17 protein-coding genes are annotated in these 17,957 nt (G+C 69.7%); 8 read left to right on the top strand and 9 right to left on the bottom strand.

Features of this window, described 5'->3' with window-relative positions; genetic code table 11:
* On the bottom strand, positions 1 to 366 hold the full coding sequence (locus RAC81_RS07620) for a PadR family transcriptional regulator (protein ID WP_375082052.1): 366 nt from the start codon (positions 364 to 366) through the stop codon (positions 1 to 3).
* 155 nt (positions 367 to 521) lie between these two features.
* Here RAC81_RS07620 and RAC81_RS07615 point away from each other — a divergent pair, with 155 nt between their 5' ends.
* The gene (locus RAC81_RS07615) at positions 522 to 1,490 is read left to right on the top strand and encodes an FUSC family protein (RefSeq protein ID WP_375081796.1); all 969 of its coding nucleotides are present in this window, start codon (positions 522 to 524) and stop codon (positions 1,488 to 1,490) included.
* Here RAC81_RS07615 and RAC81_RS07610 read toward each other — a convergent pair.
* From RAC81_RS07610 to RAC81_RS07575, 8 genes are all read right to left on the bottom strand, one after another.
* Positions 1,487 to 2,812, bottom strand: a complete 1,326-nt coding sequence (locus tag RAC81_RS07610) for a threonine/serine exporter ThrE family protein (protein WP_375081795.1) — start codon at positions 2,810 to 2,812, stop codon at positions 1,487 to 1,489. The two genes, RAC81_RS07615 and RAC81_RS07610, sit on opposite strands and share 4 nt — an antisense overlap.
* A gap of 15 nt (positions 2,813 to 2,827) precedes the next feature.
* Positions 2,828 to 4,183 carry an anaerobic C4-dicarboxylate transporter family protein gene (locus RAC81_RS07605; RefSeq protein WP_375081794.1) on the bottom strand — a complete coding sequence of 452 codons (1,356 nt, stop codon included), beginning with the start codon at positions 4,181 to 4,183 and terminating at the stop codon, positions 2,828 to 2,830.
* Positions 4,180 to 4,920, bottom strand: a complete 741-nt coding sequence (locus RAC81_RS07600; protein ID WP_375081793.1) for a Type 1 glutamine amidotransferase-like domain-containing protein — start codon at positions 4,918 to 4,920, stop codon at positions 4,180 to 4,182. The genes RAC81_RS07605 and RAC81_RS07600 overlap by 4 nt, the downstream gene beginning before the upstream one ends.
* A 135-nt stretch (positions 4,921 to 5,055) precedes the next feature.
* Entirely contained in the window at positions 5,056 to 5,760 is a 705-nt protein-coding gene (locus tag RAC81_RS07595) for an SGNH/GDSL hydrolase family protein (protein ID WP_375081792.1), read from the bottom strand.
* Between the two features lie 177 nt (positions 5,761 to 5,937).
* Positions 5,938 to 6,939, bottom strand: coding sequence for a magnesium and cobalt transport protein CorA (locus tag RAC81_RS07590; RefSeq protein ID WP_096714022.1), 1,002 nt, complete (start codon positions 6,937 to 6,939; stop codon positions 5,938 to 5,940).
* Positions 6,940 to 7,298: 359 nt separating this feature from the next.
* The gene (locus tag RAC81_RS07585) at positions 7,299 to 8,318 is read right to left on the bottom strand and encodes a Gfo/Idh/MocA family protein (protein WP_375081791.1); all 1,020 of its coding nucleotides are present in this window, start codon (positions 8,316 to 8,318) and stop codon (positions 7,299 to 7,301) included.
* Entirely contained in the window at positions 8,315 to 9,313 is a 999-nt protein-coding gene (locus RAC81_RS07580; RefSeq protein WP_375081790.1) for a Gfo/Idh/MocA family protein, read from the bottom strand. The genes RAC81_RS07585 and RAC81_RS07580 overlap by 4 nt, the downstream gene beginning before the upstream one ends.
* Positions 9,310 to 10,476 carry an ROK family protein gene (locus tag RAC81_RS07575; RefSeq protein WP_375081789.1) on the bottom strand — a complete coding sequence of 389 codons (1,167 nt, stop codon included), beginning with the start codon at positions 10,474 to 10,476 and terminating at the stop codon, positions 9,310 to 9,312. Before RAC81_RS07575 ends, RAC81_RS07580 begins: the two co-directional genes overlap by 4 nt.
* A gap of 186 nt (positions 10,477 to 10,662) precedes the next feature.
* Between RAC81_RS07575 and RAC81_RS07570 the strand changes: the two genes are divergently transcribed.
* The 7 genes from RAC81_RS07570 (at position 10,663) to RAC81_RS07540 (ending at position 17,884) form a co-directional block, all read left to right on the top strand.
* Positions 10,663 to 11,901, top strand: coding sequence for an ABC transporter substrate-binding protein (locus RAC81_RS07570; protein ID WP_375081788.1), 1,239 nt, complete (start codon positions 10,663 to 10,665; stop codon positions 11,899 to 11,901).
* A 70-nt stretch (positions 11,902 to 11,971) separates the two neighbouring features.
* Positions 11,972 to 12,877 (top strand): carbohydrate ABC transporter permease, encoded by a 906-nt coding sequence (locus RAC81_RS07565; RefSeq protein ID WP_375081787.1) that lies wholly within the window; start codon positions 11,972 to 11,974, stop codon positions 12,875 to 12,877.
* On the top strand, positions 12,874 to 13,788 hold the full coding sequence (locus RAC81_RS07560) for a carbohydrate ABC transporter permease (RefSeq protein ID WP_375081786.1): 915 nt from the start codon (positions 12,874 to 12,876) through the stop codon (positions 13,786 to 13,788). Before RAC81_RS07565 ends, RAC81_RS07560 begins: the two co-directional genes overlap by 4 nt.
* Before the next feature lie 19 nt (positions 13,789 to 13,807).
* Positions 13,808 to 14,842 carry an NAD-dependent epimerase/dehydratase family protein gene (locus RAC81_RS07555; protein ID WP_375081785.1) on the top strand — a complete coding sequence of 345 codons (1,035 nt, stop codon included), beginning with the start codon at positions 13,808 to 13,810 and terminating at the stop codon, positions 14,840 to 14,842.
* A complete protein-coding gene (locus RAC81_RS07550; protein ID WP_375081784.1) occupies positions 14,842 to 15,927 on the top strand; it encodes a dihydrodipicolinate synthase family protein in 1,086 nt (361 codons plus the stop codon). Before RAC81_RS07555 ends, RAC81_RS07550 begins: the two co-directional genes overlap by 1 nt.
* A complete protein-coding gene (locus RAC81_RS07545; RefSeq protein WP_375081783.1) occupies positions 15,924 to 16,946 on the top strand; it encodes a hydroxyacid dehydrogenase in 1,023 nt (340 codons plus the stop codon). Before RAC81_RS07550 ends, RAC81_RS07545 begins: the two co-directional genes overlap by 4 nt.
* A complete protein-coding gene (locus RAC81_RS07540) occupies positions 16,943 to 17,884 on the top strand; it encodes a hypothetical protein (protein ID WP_375081782.1) in 942 nt (313 codons plus the stop codon). The genes RAC81_RS07545 and RAC81_RS07540 overlap by 4 nt, the downstream gene beginning before the upstream one ends.
* Positions 17,885 to 17,957 lie beyond the last annotated feature (73 nt).

Raw genomic sequence — 17,957 nt, 5'->3', positions numbered from 1 at the left:
TCAGTTCTCCTTGTTCGTGGTGTTCGTGGCGGTGCTGTTCGCGGTGGTGCTGTTCAGCTGGTCGATGCGCTGCGCGAGGAAGTTCCAGGTGGTCCAGAACTCCTCGAGTTCCTGCGTGCCTGCGGGGTTGAGGGAGTACACCTTGCGGGGCGGCCCCTTCTCGCTCGGCACCTTCTCGACGTCGACGAGCTTCTTCTGCTCGATCCGCACGAGGAGGGCGTAGATCGTGCCCTCGGCGATGTCGGTGAATCCGTGATCACGCAGTCGCGCGGTGATCTCGTATCCGTAGGCCGGCTGCTCGGCGAGGAGGGCAAGGACGATGCCCTCCAGAGTGCCTTTGAGCATCTCGGTCATCTGCTTGCCCATGACGCTCCCTTCTGTCATTCGGTACTCAGTGTTGCTGGGTACCGGTACAAAGTAACACTGAGTACCGGTACTTAGCAACACCGAATACCGACCTCATCTCGAACACGAGCGAGAGGATCTGTACATGACGTGACAGACCGGGCACAGTGAGAAGCGTGGCGGCGATCGCGTGGTCCTGGCGGAACGTCCTTCACGGCGTCGTGCTCGGACTCCCCGCGGGCTTCGCCACGCTGAGCGATCCTCGCTTCGGGCTCGCCCTTGCCGTCGGAGTACTGCCCGCGGCGGCGCTCGGTCTGGCCGCGAACCGACGGCGGCGCACGGGTGCCCTCATCGTCGGGGGGATCGCTGCGGCGGCCGTGCTGCTCGGGTCCGCAGTCGCCGGCATCCCGATCCTCGCGGTGTCCGCGGTCTTCGTCGTCTGCGTCATCGTGGCGGTGGCGGCCTCGGACCCGTCGCACCGACTCGCGACCCCGATGCTCGTACTGGGTGTTCCGCTGATCGGCGTCGGACTCTCGTTCTCCACCGTCTCGAGCGGTCTCGCCGCCGCCGGCCTGATCGTCGTCGGTGCGGTCTACGCCTACCTCGTCTCGCTGTTGTGGCCAGCGCGCCGAGCGGCTCCGCGGCCGCCGCGTCGCGAGACCACCCGCGCGGCCATGCTCATGTACGGTGTCCAGATCGGCCTCGCGGGAGCCGCGGCAGCGGCGATCGGTTTCGCGCTCGGCGTCGATCACCCGGGGTGGGCGTGCGCGGCGGCGCTTCTGGTGAGCAGGCCGGCCTACGCGACGCTGGTGACGCGCGGCTGGGGGCGGGTGGTCTCGGTGCTCTGCGGGGCCCTGCTCGCCTGCGGGGTCGCCGCCCTCGCTCCGGCATCCGGCCTCTCCGCCGTGCTGCTCGTCGTTCTCCTCGCCGCGGGAACCGGCACGGCAGGGAGCCGCTGGTACGTCTTCCCGTTCTTCTCGACGTTCATCGTGCTGTCGCTTCTGCTGCTCGAGGACGCGACGACACCGGCCCACTGGTTCATCGAGCGCGTGGGCATGACACTCGTCGGGGTGGCGCTCGCGCTCGCGGCGGCCGCGTCGGTGCCGCGTCTGGCGCGACCGCTGCTCGACCGGAAGTCCCGCTAGCCCGTACCCCGACCATGCCGCCAGGGCAGCAGGCGTTTCCAGAACGCGGGCTCCGTGGTCTTGTCGACGACGGTCGGCGCGGCGACGGCGAACTGCACGATCTCCTCCGCGCCGTGGTGCACGACGCGATAGAGCGCGGTGCCGATCAGCACGCCCAGCGCGATCGACATGACCGAGACGAGGGCGGCCGTGAAGTCGGCCAGTCCGCTGCCGATGGCGACCGCCTCGGTGAGACCGACGAGTCCGGCCGCACCGGGAACGAGCAGCCAGAAGGCGGGGAGGAACGTGATCTGCACGGGGGTGCCGTGTCGTAGCGCCCCGATCCAGAACACGACGACCGTCATGGCGGCCGCACCGACGAAGCCGCCGACGGTCGCGCTGAGCAGCAACGTCCCCAGCCATTGCCCGGCGTACGCCACGATCAGCGCGAGCAGCACCCATCCGAAGGTCGAGGCTGGCGCCGAGAAGTGCAGGTAGTTGCCGAGGGCGAACACGACGATGCCGAGCAGCGCGACCCACCACGGCAGTGGGGAAGTCGCGGTCAACGGCTCGTACGATGCATCCTCCACGCCGACGACCGTGCCGGCCGCGAGGATACCGAAGGCGAGCAGTGACAGCTGCACGAGGCCGAAGACCAGGCGCGAGGCGCCCGAGATCATCTGCCCCGCCGCGAGTTCGACGGTCGCCGTCGTGAGGACGCCACCAGGGAGGAAGGTGACCAGCGGGGCGATGAGCAGCCGCACCGGATCGCCGATCTCGATGACCTCGGCGAGGAGGAACACCGACGCCGCGCAGACGAACGCGGCCGCGATCGGCAGGACGAGCTGCAGCGTCGGTGAGCGCACGAGTTTGAGCAGGCCGATACCCGCCCCGAGGACGAATGCGACGATCGCGCCCTGCCATGTGGGCGCGAGGAGCAGCGCGAGTCCCACGGTCAGCACGGCGTGGCCGAGCGTGCGAGTCGCCCACCCGAGTCGAGGCCGCATTGCCCCGATCTCGTTCAGGCGACGGATGCCGTCGAGCGGCGCAACCGCTCCGCGCCTCGCCTCTCCGACCAGCGCGCACAGTGCGGCGATCTGGTCGAACCGGAACGACGCGTTGGTCGCCGAGCTGAGCGCGACCCGTGACTGATCCGACTCCCCGGTCTCGACGAGGATGATGGTCGGCAGCACGACGAAGTCGGTGTCGTCTGCGCCGTACGCCTCGGCGACCTCGGTCATGGTGTCGCGGATGCGATCGACCGACTCGGCCGACGCATTCATGCCCTGCGCCAGTCCGAGCATGAACTGGCGCAGGGCGGAGCGATCGAGGTCAGCGCTCACGTCGCAGCGATCGCGTCACGAGAACAGGAAGGACAGGATCACCCCGACCACGATCGCGACCCCGATGTAGACGAGGTTCGGCAGCTGGAACGAGTGGTCGAAGACGAAGCGACCCATCTTCGTCGTCCCGGTCTGATCGAATGCGACTGTCGCGACCTGACTGCCGTTCGCCGGGAGCGTGTAGATGCCCATGGTCGCCGGCCACAGGCCGACCAGCAGTGGGGCGGGCAGCCCGATCGTGATGCCGATCGGCACGATCGCGTTGGTCGCGCTGGATTGACTGGTCGTCAGCATCGCGACCGCGAACAGGGCAAGTCCGAAGAGCAGTGCACCGAGGAAGGCCGACGACCCCGACACCACCGAGCCCAACCCCTCGACGATGAGGTTCTGATTCGCGGCGACGAACGTGTTGGCGAGCCATGCGATTCCGAAGAGCGCGATCGCTCCCACGAGACCCGCAGGGAAGGTGGGTTGCTTCGGCACGTCGGCAGCCTTCACCTTGCAGAAGACGAAGATCAGTGCTGCGATGATGCCCATCACCACCTCGATGATCACGGTGACGCTCAAACGGAGCGGGTCGCCGTCCTCGTCTGTTCCGATGATCGGGCGCAGGCCCTCGAAGAGCCCGAAGAACACGATCACGCCCACGCCGATGAGGAACAGCGCCGCCGACAGCACCGCGGTGCGCGGCAGAGTCTTCTCGTGCGCGTCGACCGCCGGTGGTCTGATCTGCTCGCTCGCCAGACGCTTCTGGAACTCGGGGTCGTCTTCGAGGTCCTTGCCGTGACGCATCGTGATCAGTGCCGCGACGAAGAGTCCGACGATCGACGCCGGCCACATGATGAGCAGCAACCCGCCGAGATCCACGCCCTGAGGTGCCAGCAGAACGACCATCGACGCGGTCGCCGCCGACACCGGAGAGCAGAGGATGCCGACCTGCGAGGCGACCGCCGACACCGACAGCGCGCGCTCCGGACGGATCTTCTGCTGATACGACACGTCGTAGATGACGGGCAGGAGCGGGTAGAAGATGTTGCCGGTCCCGGCGCCGACCGTGAACAGGAACGACATGGCCGGTGCGAGGAAGACGACCGACTTCGGTCTCCGTCGGATCACCTTGGCGGCCACCGACACCATCCAGTCGATGCCGCCGGCTGCCTGCATCGTCGAGGCGGCGGTGATCACCGTGATGACGATGAACACCGCATCGACCGGAGCGTTGCCCGGCGCCTCGCCGAAGACGAAGACGAGCACGGCGACTCCGACGAGTCCCCAGACGCCGAGTCCGATACCGCTCGTGCGAGTGCCCATGAAGATCGCCAGGACGACGATGATCAACTGGGCGACGAGGATCCACACGTTGTCGTTCACGTCGACGGTCCTGTCGTGACCGGCGCAGAACTCGTCAGGATCTCGGTGGCGAGTTCGGTCTCGACGATCTTCCCGTCGAGCGCCTCGACCCGGAGCGCGAGTGGACTCTCGACCGGACTGATCGCGGTCACGAACTCGGAGTCCTCGAAGTGCAGCGACTGCAGATTGCCCACCGCATAGCCGGTGGCCAGCTCTCCGCTCAGCAACGACGCGTGGAACAGGGGTCGTCGTTGGTCCTCGGCGTCGTAGTGCGGACAGAAGCTGCCGTGCAGGAACCCGAGTCCCTCTGGCAGCACCTGGAGGGTCGGGCCGTAGCTGTCGGTCGTTCCGCCCTCGAACCAGCAGATGCCCCCGGCGCTGCCGCCGGTGAACACGACGTGCGAATCGGGGTCGTCCCACATGTCTCGCATGATGGCGTCGAGGCCCTGGCGCTTCCATACGTCGAGCATGTTGGCGGTGTTGCCCCCGCCGACATGGATCACGTCGAACCCCTTCACGAAGCCGGCCAGATCGTCGATCGAGCGGTGGAAGAGCGGAAGGTGGTGAGGCGCGCACCGGTCGGAGTCGTAGGTCGCGTAGAAGCTCAGGATGTACGCCGCATCGTCACCCGTCGCAGTGCCCACGAACAGCACCCGCGGTCTCTTCTTGCGGGTGAGACCGAGTATGTAGTCGTGCGTCGGATCATTACGACGCTCCATCATGGCCTTGCCTGCGCCTGTTGCCACCACGTGAGCCATTGCGCCCCTCCTTATCGCTCCCCCGTGGTACGACTTCGGATGCGGCTGAAGATACTCAGACACGAGTGGATGCACCAGTGCATCCTGGGAGCGACCGGACGGCGGCGCCGCTTCGCGAGTCGGTTCGAAGAACCCTCAGGCGAGGCGTGCGGCGGCGACCTGCGCCTCGAGCAGCGGCAGGGTGCGCGACGCGGCCGGACGGATGTTGAGCGCCTCGGCGAGGCCGAGCGCGAGCGCGGCGTGGCCGGCGGCGTTCGGGTGGAAGGGGTCGTTCATGAGGCCCCACGGCACACCGCCGCCGCCGAGCTCGGCGAAGCGGGCGTTCTGGTCGACGAGGATGACGTCGTCGGCCGAAGCGGCGGCGCGCACGGCATCCGAGAACTCCGCGATCCGCTCGCGGCCGGGCGCGTTCGCGGTGTCGATCGAGGGCGGCGTCTGCAGGACCGGGATCGCGCCGAGCTCGCGCACGCGCGCCACGAACTCGCGCAGGGATGCCGTGAACGCGGCGGGTTCGACGTGCGGGCTGCCCGGCAGCGTCGACATGTCGTTCGTCCCGATCATGAGGGTCACCACGGCGGGATGCCACGACGAGACGCGGCGCTCGAAGTCGCCGAGGATGTCGGGCAGCCGGTGTCCGCTGATCGCCGAGTTCACGATGATGTCGCGCGTGCGCTCCAGCTCGCCGCGGATCAGCTCGTGCAGGTGCTCGGCGTAGTTGCGCGCACCCTGGGTGTGCACGAGTCCGTGCGTGATCGAGTCGCCGGTGATGACCCAGTTCAGCGGCTCGGCGCCGGCGAGCAGGTCGGCGAGGCGGGCGAGGTCGGATGCTGCGGAGGTCACGCTCCGACCCTACCGGTGCTCGTCGTCCCCGCGGTTCGGCGCCCCTCGGCATCCCGCCCCTTGCCCTGTCGAGACCCACCACGCGCGCCGAGACCCACCCGGAACGACGTCGCTGCTGATGGGTCTTGACGCGGGAGGTGGGTCTCGACGCAGAAAAGGGGAAGGGGTGGGATGCCGTCAGAGCCAGCGCTTGTACTTGAACACCCCGTACAGGCCGACCGCGAAGGCCGCCATCGCGCCGATCGCCATCGGGTATCCGAAGGTCCACTGCAGTTCCGGCATCCCCTCGAAGTTCATCCCGTAGACGGTGCCGACGAGGGTCGGGGCGAAGATGATCGCCGCCCACGACGAGATCTTCTTGATCTCGTCGTTCTGCGCGAGCCCCGCCTCCGACTGCCGTCGCGCGACGAGCGCCGACTGCACGGTGAGCGCGTTCTCGAGGATCGCCCGGAACGAGTCGATCTTCTCCTGCACGCGGATGACGTGGTCGAGCACGTCGCGCAGCGACCGCTGCAGCTCCTCGTCGATGCGGTACTTGTCCGATCCTCGACGCAGCCACTGCAGCATCCCGGCCAGCGGATGCACGGCGCGCTGGAACCCGATGACCTCGCGCGACAGCTCGTAGATGCGGCGGGAGAGGGCGTCGTCGTCGCTGTCGCCGAACAGCTGGTCCTCGATCTCGTCGATGTCGTTCTCGAGTCCGGCGACGATCGGCTCGTACTCGTCGACGACCTCGTCGAGGATCGCGTACAGCACGGCCTCGGGCCCCATCGCGAGCAGCTCGGGGTTCGCCTCCATGCGCCTCCGCACCGCGGCGAGGTTCGGCGACTCGGCGTGCCGGATGGTCACGACGAAGTCGGGTCCGATGAACAGGTGCAGTTCGCCGAACTCGATCGACTCCTCCTTGTCGCGGTATCGCGCCGGACGCAGCACGGCGAACAGGGTGTCGCCGTAGCGCTCGACCTTCGAGCGCTGGTGCCCGGAGAGCGCATCCTCGACGGCGAGCGGATGCAGGTCGAACTCGCGCGCGACCGATTCGACCTCCTGCGGGCTCGGGCGGTACAGCCCGATCCAGGCGATGCCGCCGAGCGCGCCGAGGGTGCGCGACGTGTCGTCGAGGTTGTGCAGGGTCTCCACGCGACGTCCGTGGACGTACACGCCGTTGTCGATGAGGGCCATGATGCGGCCTCCGTTCTCGCAGGCGCTCGCCGCGAAGGGTCGGCGGCGTGCGCAGGAATCGTCAGGGGCGGATGACGCCGCCGACGCTGCGGAGCAGAACGGTCGGTGCGGAGCCGGAGCTCAACGCACGGATGCCGTCAGACGCGACGCAACGAAGGCGGCGTCGCTACTATCACCGGACATCGCCATCACCGCCTCTCGCATCTGGGGCCACGTGACCCGATCGCCCAGCATACTCCCGCATCCCGGACGTGTGATGCGTGATGTGTGAGGTGCTCGCTCCGAGGCGCCTCCCGTCGCACTCCGTGCCGCCTGCGTCAGGTGTCGACGGCACGAACTGCGACGGGAACGCTCGCCGATCAGTCCAGCGACACGACCTGCCCGCCCGAGGCGGCGGACGCCTGCGCGGCCTTCACGATCTCGACGGTGCGGATGCCGACGCCGGCGTCGGGCTGCGGCTGCCGCCCCTCGCGCACGGCGGCGACGAACTCGTCGAGCAGCAGCGCGTCGAGATCGGCACCGACCGGCGTCCATGTCTCGCCGCTCGCGTCGTGCCCGGCGACGCCCTTCGCGAACGGGCTCACGGTGACGGTGCCGCGCTCGGCGACGACCTGCAGCGTCACCCCGCCCCACGTCGGCGAGCTCATCGGCCAGCTCCACGAGCAGTCGATCGTCGCGATCACACCGCTCGGGTAGCCGATCGTGACGAGCCCGCCCGTCTCGACGGCGAGGTCGCGCTGCGCGTGCAGGATGCCGTTCGACACGGCCCTGACCGACGACGCCCGCTCGCCGAGCAGCTCGTCGAGCAGGTCGGCGCAGTGCACGACGTGGTCGACGAGTGCGCCCCCGCCCGCGAGGTCCGGATCGGTGAACCACGCGCGGTCCCCCGGCAGCTTGCCGTTGTTGACGCCGGTGACGGAGAGGATGCGGCCCAGTCGTCCCGCGCGCAGCTCGGCGAGGGCGTCCCGCACGACGGGGGAGAACCGCACGGGGTACGCGACCATGAGAATCACACCCGCCTCGTCGCACGCGCGCTGCATCGCGACCGCGTCGTCGACGGTCGTGGCGAGCGGCTTCTCGCACAGCACGTGCGCACCGGCGCTCGCCGCCCGTTCGACGAGTTCACGGTGCCGCGAGTTCTCGGCCGCGATCACGACGGCATCCGGCTTCCACGCGAATGCGGCGTCGTAGTCGTCGACGTAGGAGACACCCAGCTCGGCGGCGAGGTCGGCACCGCGCAGCGCATCGTCGGGGGGCGAGGCGCCGTCGGGATCGGTGGCGATGAGCTCGACCCCGGGCATCGCCTGCAGCGCGTGCACGTAGCTGAGGGAGTGCGTGTGGGCGAACGAGAGCACGGCGATGCGCAGCGGAGCGGTCATCGGACGACCTCCTCGAACGAGACGACGGCGACCGGAGCGCCGGACGCGATCGACGCCATCGCCGCCTCCGCCACGGCCACCGCGCGGATCCCGTCGGCGGGGACCACCCGCGCGTGCCTGTGCTCGCGCACGGCGGCGACGAAGTCGGCAATCTCGGCGTAGTACGGGCTCTCCTGCGGCGACATCGGCGGCAGGTAGTCGGTCGCGGTTTCGTCGAGCACGGCATCCGTGCGCTGGGTGCGGTCCTCGGCGCTGTCGTACCGCAGGCGCCCCTCGGACCCGGCCACCTCGACGCTCGTGCGGAACGGCATGCCGGGGAGCCCCCAGCTCGCGTGCACGTGGCTGATCACACCGCTGCGGTGCGTGAGCACAACGTGCGACGACACGGGCACCGGCACCCGATCGTCGACCGTCGGCGGGTTCTGCACCGCGTAGACGGTGTCGACGGGGCCGGCGAACCACAGCGCCTGGTCGAGGTCGTGGATCATGAGGTCGCGGATGACGCCTCCGCCCGCCCGCTCCGAGAAGAACCAGGGCGACTGGGGTGCGGACCCGGTGCGGCTGAACCTCTGCACGGCGATCTCGCCGATGCGGCCGGCGTCGACGGCATCCTTGATCGCCGCGTACTCGGCCATGTACCGCACGACGTGGGCGGGGAAGAGCCGCACGCCCGCCTCCTCGGCGGCGGCTGCGACCTGCGCGGCGGCCTCGGCCGTCGCAGCGAGCGGCTTCTCGCAGATCACGTCGCGTCTGCCGGCGATCGCGCGCAGCGCGAAGTCGGCGTGCGTGCTGCTGGGCGTGACGATGTCGACCAGGTCGACCAGGTCGATGAGCGCGTCGACGTCGGCGACGACCTCGAAGCCGTATTCGGCGGCGATCTCCTCCGCCCCGTCGAGCGAGGTCACGTATCCGCGGGCGCCGAGGGCCCGCCAGGCGTCGGCGTGGACGCGCGAGATGCCTCCGGCGCCGATGAGTCCGACCGTCAGCGTGCTCACTGCTTCTCCTCTGCGGGGTGGGTCGCCGACTCGGGGGTCAGCGGGGTGATGGGCGGTACCGGCATGTCGTCGATGCCGTAGATGCTCGCGGCGTGGCGGCGGAACGCGTGCACGACGGCGCCGTGAGCGGCGGCCTCGGCGCCCAGCCGCGCTTCGGCCACGGGCACTTGGAACGGGAGTCCGAGATGGCCGGGCAGGGCGGCCCGCAGCGGGTCGAGCAGCTGCTCGTGCGCGGCCGACAGTCCGCCGCCGATCACGATCATGGCCGGATCGACGGTCATGATGAGGGTCGCGATGCCGTGGGCGAGCTCGTCGATGAAGGAATCCAGCTCGTGTTGCGCGTCGGCGTCGCCCGAGCGGGCGAGGGCGAAGACCTCGGCCGCGGATCCCGCGGTGCGCCACGTGATCTGCCCCGTCTCGGTGTTCAGCCCGCGGAATGCGAGGCGTCCGATGTCGCCGGCGGCGTTGTGGATGCCGCGACGCGGCCGACCGCCCAGGATGAGCCCCATCGAGATGCGGTTGCCGACCGACAGGTAGACGACGTCGTCGACGAGCTGGGCGACGCCGAGGTGGTGTTCGGCGACCGCGGCGAGACGCACGCCGTTGTCGACGGACACGGGGCAGCCGAAGGCCTGGTGCAGCTGCGCGCCGATGTCGACGCCCGACCACTCGGGGATCACGACCGACATCACGACGCGGCCCGCGTCGTCGACGAGACCGGGGAGCGAGACTCCGATCGCGCGCACCCGCGATGCGGGAACCGAGGCGGCGGCGAGCGTCCGGCGGACGTCGTCGATCACGGCGGCGAGCTTGGCGGCGCCGTCGCTCTGCGCGGCGACCCCGGCGAAGGCCTGCTGGGCGATCACGCGGCCGGTGAGGTCGGCGAGGATGACGCGCACGCTGGCCACGCCGATGTCGATGCCGACCACCGTGCCGGCTGCCGCATGGAAGGAGTAGTGGCGCGCGGGGCGTCCGGCACCGGCCGACGGTGCGGCCGAGCCCTCGACGATGAGCCCCGACTCGCTGAGGGTGGCGACCGCGTTCTCGACGGAGGTGCGGGAGACCTCGAGCGAGCGTGCGATCTCGTTCACCGTGGCGGCGCCCGCGTCTCGCAGGTGCTGCGCCGAGCGGGCGACGATCGACAGCTGGGTCGGCACGACCATGTGCGGCCTCCTTCTCGTCGTCGCGGGGTGCGATCAAAATAGCACACCGCATTCTCAAATCAAGATCAGTCGTTTTCCTCCCGGAAACACGCCTGTAACAACAGCTTGAGAAGTTGTACTTGACTAATTATCCCAACCCGATGTCATAATAAACCGTACTCAGCACGGTATGAGCAAAGGAGCACCATGCGCGTCAGCAAGTTCACCGGCGTCGCCGCGGGCATCGCGGCCGCCACCCTGTTGGCCGGATGTTCGGCCGGCGGAGGCACCACCGCAGAGGGCGAGCAGGACATCACTGTCTGGCTGTACCCGGTCATCGCCGACGAGGCGGCTCACAAGGAGTTCTGGGACTCCACGATCGCCGACTTCGAGAAGGAGAACGAGGGGATCAACGTCTCCTACGAGATCTTCCCGTGGGCGAACCGCGACGAGGCGCTGCAGACGGCCATCGCCGCGGGCAAGGGTCCGGACGTCGTCTACCTGATCCCTGATCAGCTCGCCGCGTACCAGAAGTCGATCGCACCGCTGAACGATCTGCTCAGTGAGCAGCGCCAGGACGATCTGCTCCCGAACGTCAAGGACTCCGTCACGATCGACGGCGACATCCTCGGCGCCCCCATCCTCACGAGCGCGCAGCCGCTCATCTGCAACGCCGCCGCGTTCGAGGCGGCCGGCGTCACCGAGTACCCCGAGACGTGGGACGACATCGTCGACATCGCCCCGAAGTTCACGGCGGCCGACATGTACGTGCTGAACTACCCCGCCTCGGCCGAGAACACCCTCAACCTCACCTTCTACCCGCTGCTCTGGCAGGCGGGCGGTGCGGTCTACACCGACGAGGGCGAGGTCGGGTTCGACAGCAAGGCCGGCGAGGAGGCACTGACCTTCATCACCGACCTCGCCGAGGCCGGCGCGCTCGACCCCGAGGCGCTCACCACCAACGTCCCGCTCGAGCAGACCGCGATCGCCCAGGGCAAGGTCGCGTGCACCTGGAACAACGGCGTGACCGAGGTCGCACCGTTCTGGGGCGAGGAGAACGTCAAGGTGCTCGCACCGCTCACCGACGAGGAGTCGGTGGCGTACGGAACGGTCGGCTCGCTCTCGGTGCTCAAGGGCTCGAAGGCGCAGGATGCCGCGGCGGCCTTCGCCGAGTACGCGACGAGCGCCGAGGTCGTCGAGCCGTACCTGACGGCGGCCGGCTACTTCTCGGCTCTCAGCACCACGGAGCCGCTGTACGCCGACGACCCGCTGCTCGGCGAGGTCGAGAAGTACGTCCCCGACACGACGGTCGGCGAGCTGAACGCCAGCTCCCGCGCGCTGATGGGCGTGCTCGCGCCCGAGATCCAGGCGGCGCTGCTCGGCCAGAAGTCGCCGGCCGATGCGCTGAAGGATGCCGCGAGCGCGGCCGCCCCGCTCATCAAGTAGCCCCATCGGGGGTGCGCGACGATCGCCGTGCACCCCCGTCCCCCTTCCATCACCGAGGTGAGGTCTCCTGATGACGACGGCAACCATCGCGAAGCGACCACCGGGTCGGGTGGCGCGGGTCCTGGCCAGGCGCGAGGCGCGCGTCGCGTTCCTGTTCGTGCTCCCCGCGTTCCTGCTCTTCATCGCGTTCCGGTTCGGTCCGAGCATCGCCGGGGTCGCGTTGAGCTTCTTCGACTACGACATCTCCGGCGAGGTAGCGTGGCGGGGTCTCGATCACTTCCAGCGTCTCGTCGCCGATCCGCTGTTCTGGCGGGCGATGGGCACCACCCTCATCTACACGGTCTTCGCGGTTCCGATCTCGCTGGCGCTGTCGACGATCATGGCGCTCGGCGTGCGGCGCGCGTTCCGCGGCGCACGGTTCTTCCGCTCGATCTTCTTCCTGCCGGTCATCACCTCGCTCGTGCTCGCCGGCAGCATCTTCGTCTGGATCTTCTCGAGCAACGGCCCCTGGTCGCAGCTCATGGCTCCGCTGGGACTCGGCGGTTCGTGGCTCGGCAGCACCGTGCTCGTCATCCCGGCGATCGTCGTCGTGGGCGTCTGGTCGCGGTTCGGCTACGGGATGATGATCGTCATCGCCGCGCTGCAGGATGTGCCTCGGGAGCTCGAGGAGGCGGCGCTGGTCGACGGCGCGAACGCGTGGAACCGCTTCCGGTACATCGTGTTCCCGTACCTGCGCCCCACCTTCTTCTTCCTCGCGGTGATCGAGACGACCGCGGCCTTCCAGGTCTTCGACGTCATCTACGTCATGACCCAGGGCGGTCCAGCGAACGCCAGCTACTCGCTCGTCTACCTGCTGTACGACCAGGGCTTCCGGTACTTCGACTACGGCTATGCGGCCGCGGTCGGCGTCGCTCTGTTCATCATGACCCTCGCGGTCGCCCTCACCCAGCGCCTCGTGATCGGAAAGCAGAAATGACCGCCCTGATCCAGCCGCCCACGCAGACGCCGGTCTCGGCGCCCCCGAAGAAGCCGGTCGCCCCGCGCCGCCAGCGGTCGTTCCGTGCCCTCGAACCGAGCCGCATGGGTGTGGTCGTGCGGTGGATCTGGCTGAGCATCGCCGGCATCCTGAGCTTCTTCCCCTTCTACGCGATGGTCGTGCTGAGCCTCAAGCCGGGGCTGGTGGTCGAGCTCCCCGGCTCGCTGCTGCCGTGGACCGACATCTCGTTCGAGTCGTACGAGCAGGTGCTCGGCGGCCAGAACATCCTCGGCTGGCTGTGGAACACGGTCGTCTACTCCCTCGTGTCGGTCGTGGCCGTGCTGTTCCTCTCGGCGATGGCCGGATACGCCTTCGCCAAGAAGCGGTTCGCCGGCAAGGAGGTGATGTTCTGGTCGTTCCTCGCGATGGTGATGGTGCCGTTCCACGTCACCCTCATCCCGACCTTCATCCTCATGGCGAATCTGGGCGGCATCGACACCTACTGGGGCCTCATCCTGCCGACGCTCGCCAATGCGCAGGCCGTGTTCCTCATGCGGCAGTTCATCCAGGGGCTGCCCGACGAGCTCTTCGAGGCCGCCCGCATCGACGGCGCGGGCGAGTTCCGGATCTTCCTGCGCATCGTGCTGCCGTTGTGCAAGCCGATCCTCGCGACCCTCGGCATCTTCGTGTTCCTCTGGCACTGGAACGACTTCCTGTGGCCGCTCATCATCGCGAAGTCCAACTCGATGTTCACGCTCACCGTCGGCATCTCGTCTCTGCAGCAGCAGAACGTGCCGCTGAGCACCATGCTCGCCGGATCCGTCGTCGCACTGCTGCCCATCTTCCTCGCCTACCTCATCGCCCAGAGGTACGTGCAGGAGGGCGTCACCGGCACGGGCATCAAGGGCTGAGAAGAAAGGGAATCACCACGTGACTCAGCACGCATTCACCTCGGAGGCGCAGCTCGAGGAGGTCCTCTCGACACCCTCCGACGCGCTCATCGCCGATCTGGCCCAGGGCTCGGGCGACCTCGTCATCCTCGGCGCAGGCGGCAAGATGGGCCCGACCCTCGCGATGCTCGCGCGTCGGGGCATGGACGCCGCAGGGCGGGAGAAGGATGCCGTCTACGCGGTGTCGCGGTTCGGCGACGCCGAGATCCGCGAGCGCCTCGACGCTGCCGGCGTCACCGTCGTGCCGTTCGACCTCATCGAGAACGACGACTTCAGCGGCCTCCCCGACGCCCCGAACGTCGTGTTCATGGTGGGGGCCAAATTCGGGGCGGCGACCAATGCGTCATGGGCGTGGGAGGTCAACGCCGCTCTGCCCGACCGCGTCGCCCGGCGGTACCGCGACAGCGCCATCTCGGTGCTCTCGACCGGCAACGTGTACCCGTTCGTGCCCGCCGCGTCCGGCGGTGCCTCCGAGCAGCTGACGCCGGCGCCGATCGGCGAGTACGCGCAGTCGTGCCTCGGGCGCGAACGCGTCTTCGAGTTCGGCGCGCAGGAGCGCGGCACCCGCGTGGCGATCATCCGACTCAACTACGCGATCGACCTGCGCTACGGGGTGCTCGCCGACATCGGCAGCGCGGTGCATGCGGGTCAGCCCGTGTCTCTCGCGACGGCGAACGTCAACGTGGTGTGGCAGGGGTATGCGAACGAGGTCGTGCTGCGGAGCCTCGTGCACGCCTCGACCGACCCGTTCACCATCAACCTGACCGGCCCTGAGCTGCTGAGCGTCGAGTCGATCGCCCGGCGCTTCGGCGAGCTGTTCGAGCGCGAGGTGACGCTCGTCGACGAGCCGCAGCCGACCGCGCTCCTCAGCGACGCCCGCCGCTGCATGGCGCTGTTCGGCTACCCGTCCGTCGCCGCGGAGACGCTGATCGGTCTGCAGGCCGAGTGGATCACCGCCGGACTCCCGATGATCGCCAAGCCCACGAAGTGGGCCGTGCGGGACGGCAGGTTCTGATGCGCGGGTACGCTGCGCACGCCTCGACCGTGCCGGTGCTCCGCGCGGAGGCCGCCACGACCCTCGCGCAGGGGGCCGTGATCCCGGCGCATCCGCTCGCCCTGACCGCCGATCGCACGCTCGACGAGCGCCGCCAGCGCGCACTGACCCGGTACTACCTGGATGCGGGAGCCGGCGGCCTCGCGGTGGGCGTGCACACGACCCAGTTCGAGATCCGCGACCCCGAGCATGCTCTGTTCGAGCCGGTGCTCGCGCTCGCGGCGGAGGAGATGGACGCACGGGCCGACGCCGGTGTCGTGCGCATCGCCGGCGTGGCCGGCGACACCGCGCAGGCCGTCGCCGAGGCCGAGCTCGCGCGCTCGCTCGGCTACGACGCGGTGCTCGTGAGCCCGCGGGTCGCCGGCGCCGACGATCGGGCTCTGCTCGACCGGGCGCGCGCGGTGGGCGAGGTGCTGCCGATCGTCGGCTTCTACCTGCAGACCGCGATCGGCGGTCCTGTGCTCGATCGGGAGTTCTGGCGCGAGTTCGCCGCGATCCCCGCGGTCGTGGCGGTCAAGGCCGCGCCGTTCGACCGATACCGCACGCTGGAGCTGGTGCGCGGCGTCGCCGCCTCCGGCCGCGCCGACGAGATCGCCCTGTACACGGGCAACGACGACGCGATCGTCGCCGACCTGCTGTCGGAGTTCCACGTCGAGTCGCCGGACGGCCCGCGCACGCTGCGCTTCGTCGGCGGGCTGCTGGGGCAATGGGCCGTGGGTACCAAGGCCGCGGTCGACCTGCTCGCCCGGGCGAGGACGGCCATGGAGGGGGATGCCGTCGCCTATCGCGAACTGGGGCTCGTCGCGTCCGACATGGTCGATGTGAACCAGGCCGTGTTCGACCCGGGCAACGACTTCCACGGCGTGATCGCCGGGGTGCACGAGCTGCTGCGCCAGCAGGGCCTGCTCGAGGGCACCTGGTGCCTCGATCCCGCCGAAGGGCTCTCGCCCGGGCAGGCCGAGGAGATCCGCCGCGTGCGCCTGGCCTACCCCGACCTGAACGACGACGCCTTCATCGCCGAGCACCTCGAGGCCTGGCTGGCATGAGCGCCGCACCGGTCGTCGTGGTGGCCGCTGTGCCGGCACCGCTGTTCGCCGAGCTGTTCTCGCGCGACGACGAGCAGCGCCTGCACGCCGCGGCACGCGCGCTCGGCGGTGCCTTCGCGCGGGTCGACGCACTCGACGACGCCCGACTCGATGCGGCCCGACTCGACGATGCCCGCGTGGTGCTGACCAGCTGGGGCGCTCCGCCGTTCGACGAGGCGCTGCTCGCCCGTCTCCCGAGTCTGCAGGTCGTCGCGCACATCGGCGCATCGGTGAAGGCCTTCGCGACCGACGCGCTCTTCGACCGCGGCGTGGTCGTGACGCAGGCCGGTGCGGCGATGGCCCGACCGGTGGCCGAGGTGGCGCTGGCGTTCACGATGGCGCTGCTGCACCGCATCCCGAGCATGCACAACGCCCTGCGCGACCCGGCGAGCTGGGACGACGCCGGTGCCGCTGGCCCGCAGCACGAGATCCTCGGGGCGCCGATCGCGGTGATCGGCGCCTCGCGCACGGGGCGCGCGTACCTCGAGCTCGTCCGGCTGCTCGGGGCCGAGCCCCTGCTCGTCGATCCGACCCTCGACGCCGCGCAGGCCGCTGTTCTCGGCGCCGAGCTGCTGCCCCTCGACGAGGCGCTGCGCCGAGCCCGCATCGTCGCGGTGCACGCGCCCACCCTGCCCGAGACCCGCCACCTCATCGGGCGACGCGAGCTCGCACTCATGCCAGACGGCGCCGGACTCGTGAACACGGCCCGCTCCTGGCTGGTCGACGAGGCGGCGCTGCTCGACGAGGTGCGCAGCGGACGCCTGAGTGCGGCGATCGACGTGTTCGACGAGGAGCCGCTGCCGGCCACCAGCCCCTTCCGCGGACTCCCGCACGTGCTGCTCACCCCGCACCGCGCCGCCGGCACGGTCGAGGGGCGTCTGCGCCAGGGCCGCATCGTGGCCGACGAGATCACCGCCTTCGCGGAGGGCCGGCCGCTGGTCGAAGCCGTCGATCGAGCCCGACTGGCGTCGATGGCATGACGACGTCGCCGCGGCGCGTGGCCTTCGCCGGTCTCGCGCACTCCCACCCCGACACGGATGCGACGCACGTCCGCGCACTCGGCGGCGAGGTCGTGGGCGTGTACGACGACGACCACGTCGCGGCGGCGGCTTTCGCGCGGCGGCACGGCACGGCATCCGTCGGCTCACCGGCCGACCTGCTCGCGCTCGGTCCGGATCTCGTGATCGCCACGCCGCGGACGCACGAGGCGGCGGCGCTGATCCGGGTGTTGCAGGACGGCATGACACCGGTGTTCGTGAACAAGGTCGTGGCCGCCACCTCGGCGCAGCTCCACGAGTGGTCGGATGCCGCGGACCCCGCGCTCGTCGGAACGAGCTCGGTGCTGCGCTTCGCGCCCGCGCTCGCCGCGCTCCGCGCCGAGGTCGAGCACGCGGAGGTGCTCGCTGTGCGAGTGCGGGCGCAGCACGACGCGGCCGGGTTCCGTACGCCGGAGCGCGACTGGCAGGACGCGCCGGACCTCGGAGGCGGAATCCTGGCGACCGTGGGCGTGCACGCCTGGGAGATGGTCGACGTCGTGCTGCCCGGCGCGCGGCTGACCTCGGGCACCGGCTGGACGCGCCAGGCCGCGGGATCGCCGCATTCGGAGGATGCCGCGGGCCTCGACGTCCGCGTCTCCGTCGGCGGGCGCGAGCTGCCCGTGCAGGTATCGCTGTCGGGGATCCCCGGCCCGGATGCCTATGCGATCGACGTCGTCACGACCGACGGGTGCCGCTCGTGCGTGCTCGACGTCGAGAACCCCCATGCTGCCCTCGGCTTCGAGGGACTGATCGGCGCTCTGCTCGATGCGAGTGCTGATCGACGCGTCGTCGCCCCGTGGCGTTCGGCGCAGGTCGTCGTCGAGAACACCGTGCGCGCAGCGCAGTTCGCGCGCTCCGGTGACGGCGGGGATTCGTGGTGACGCAGGAGATGTACCGGATGCCGCGTGCCGACCGGCCGGTCGCACGCCCGACAGCGGCGATGCCGCCGCACGA

The organism is Microbacterium sp. CR_7 (genome assembly GCF_041954755.1).
Lineage (GTDB): Bacteria > Actinomycetota > Actinomycetes > Actinomycetales > Microbacteriaceae > Microbacterium.
This window is presented reverse-complemented; position numbering and strand designations above follow the sequence as displayed.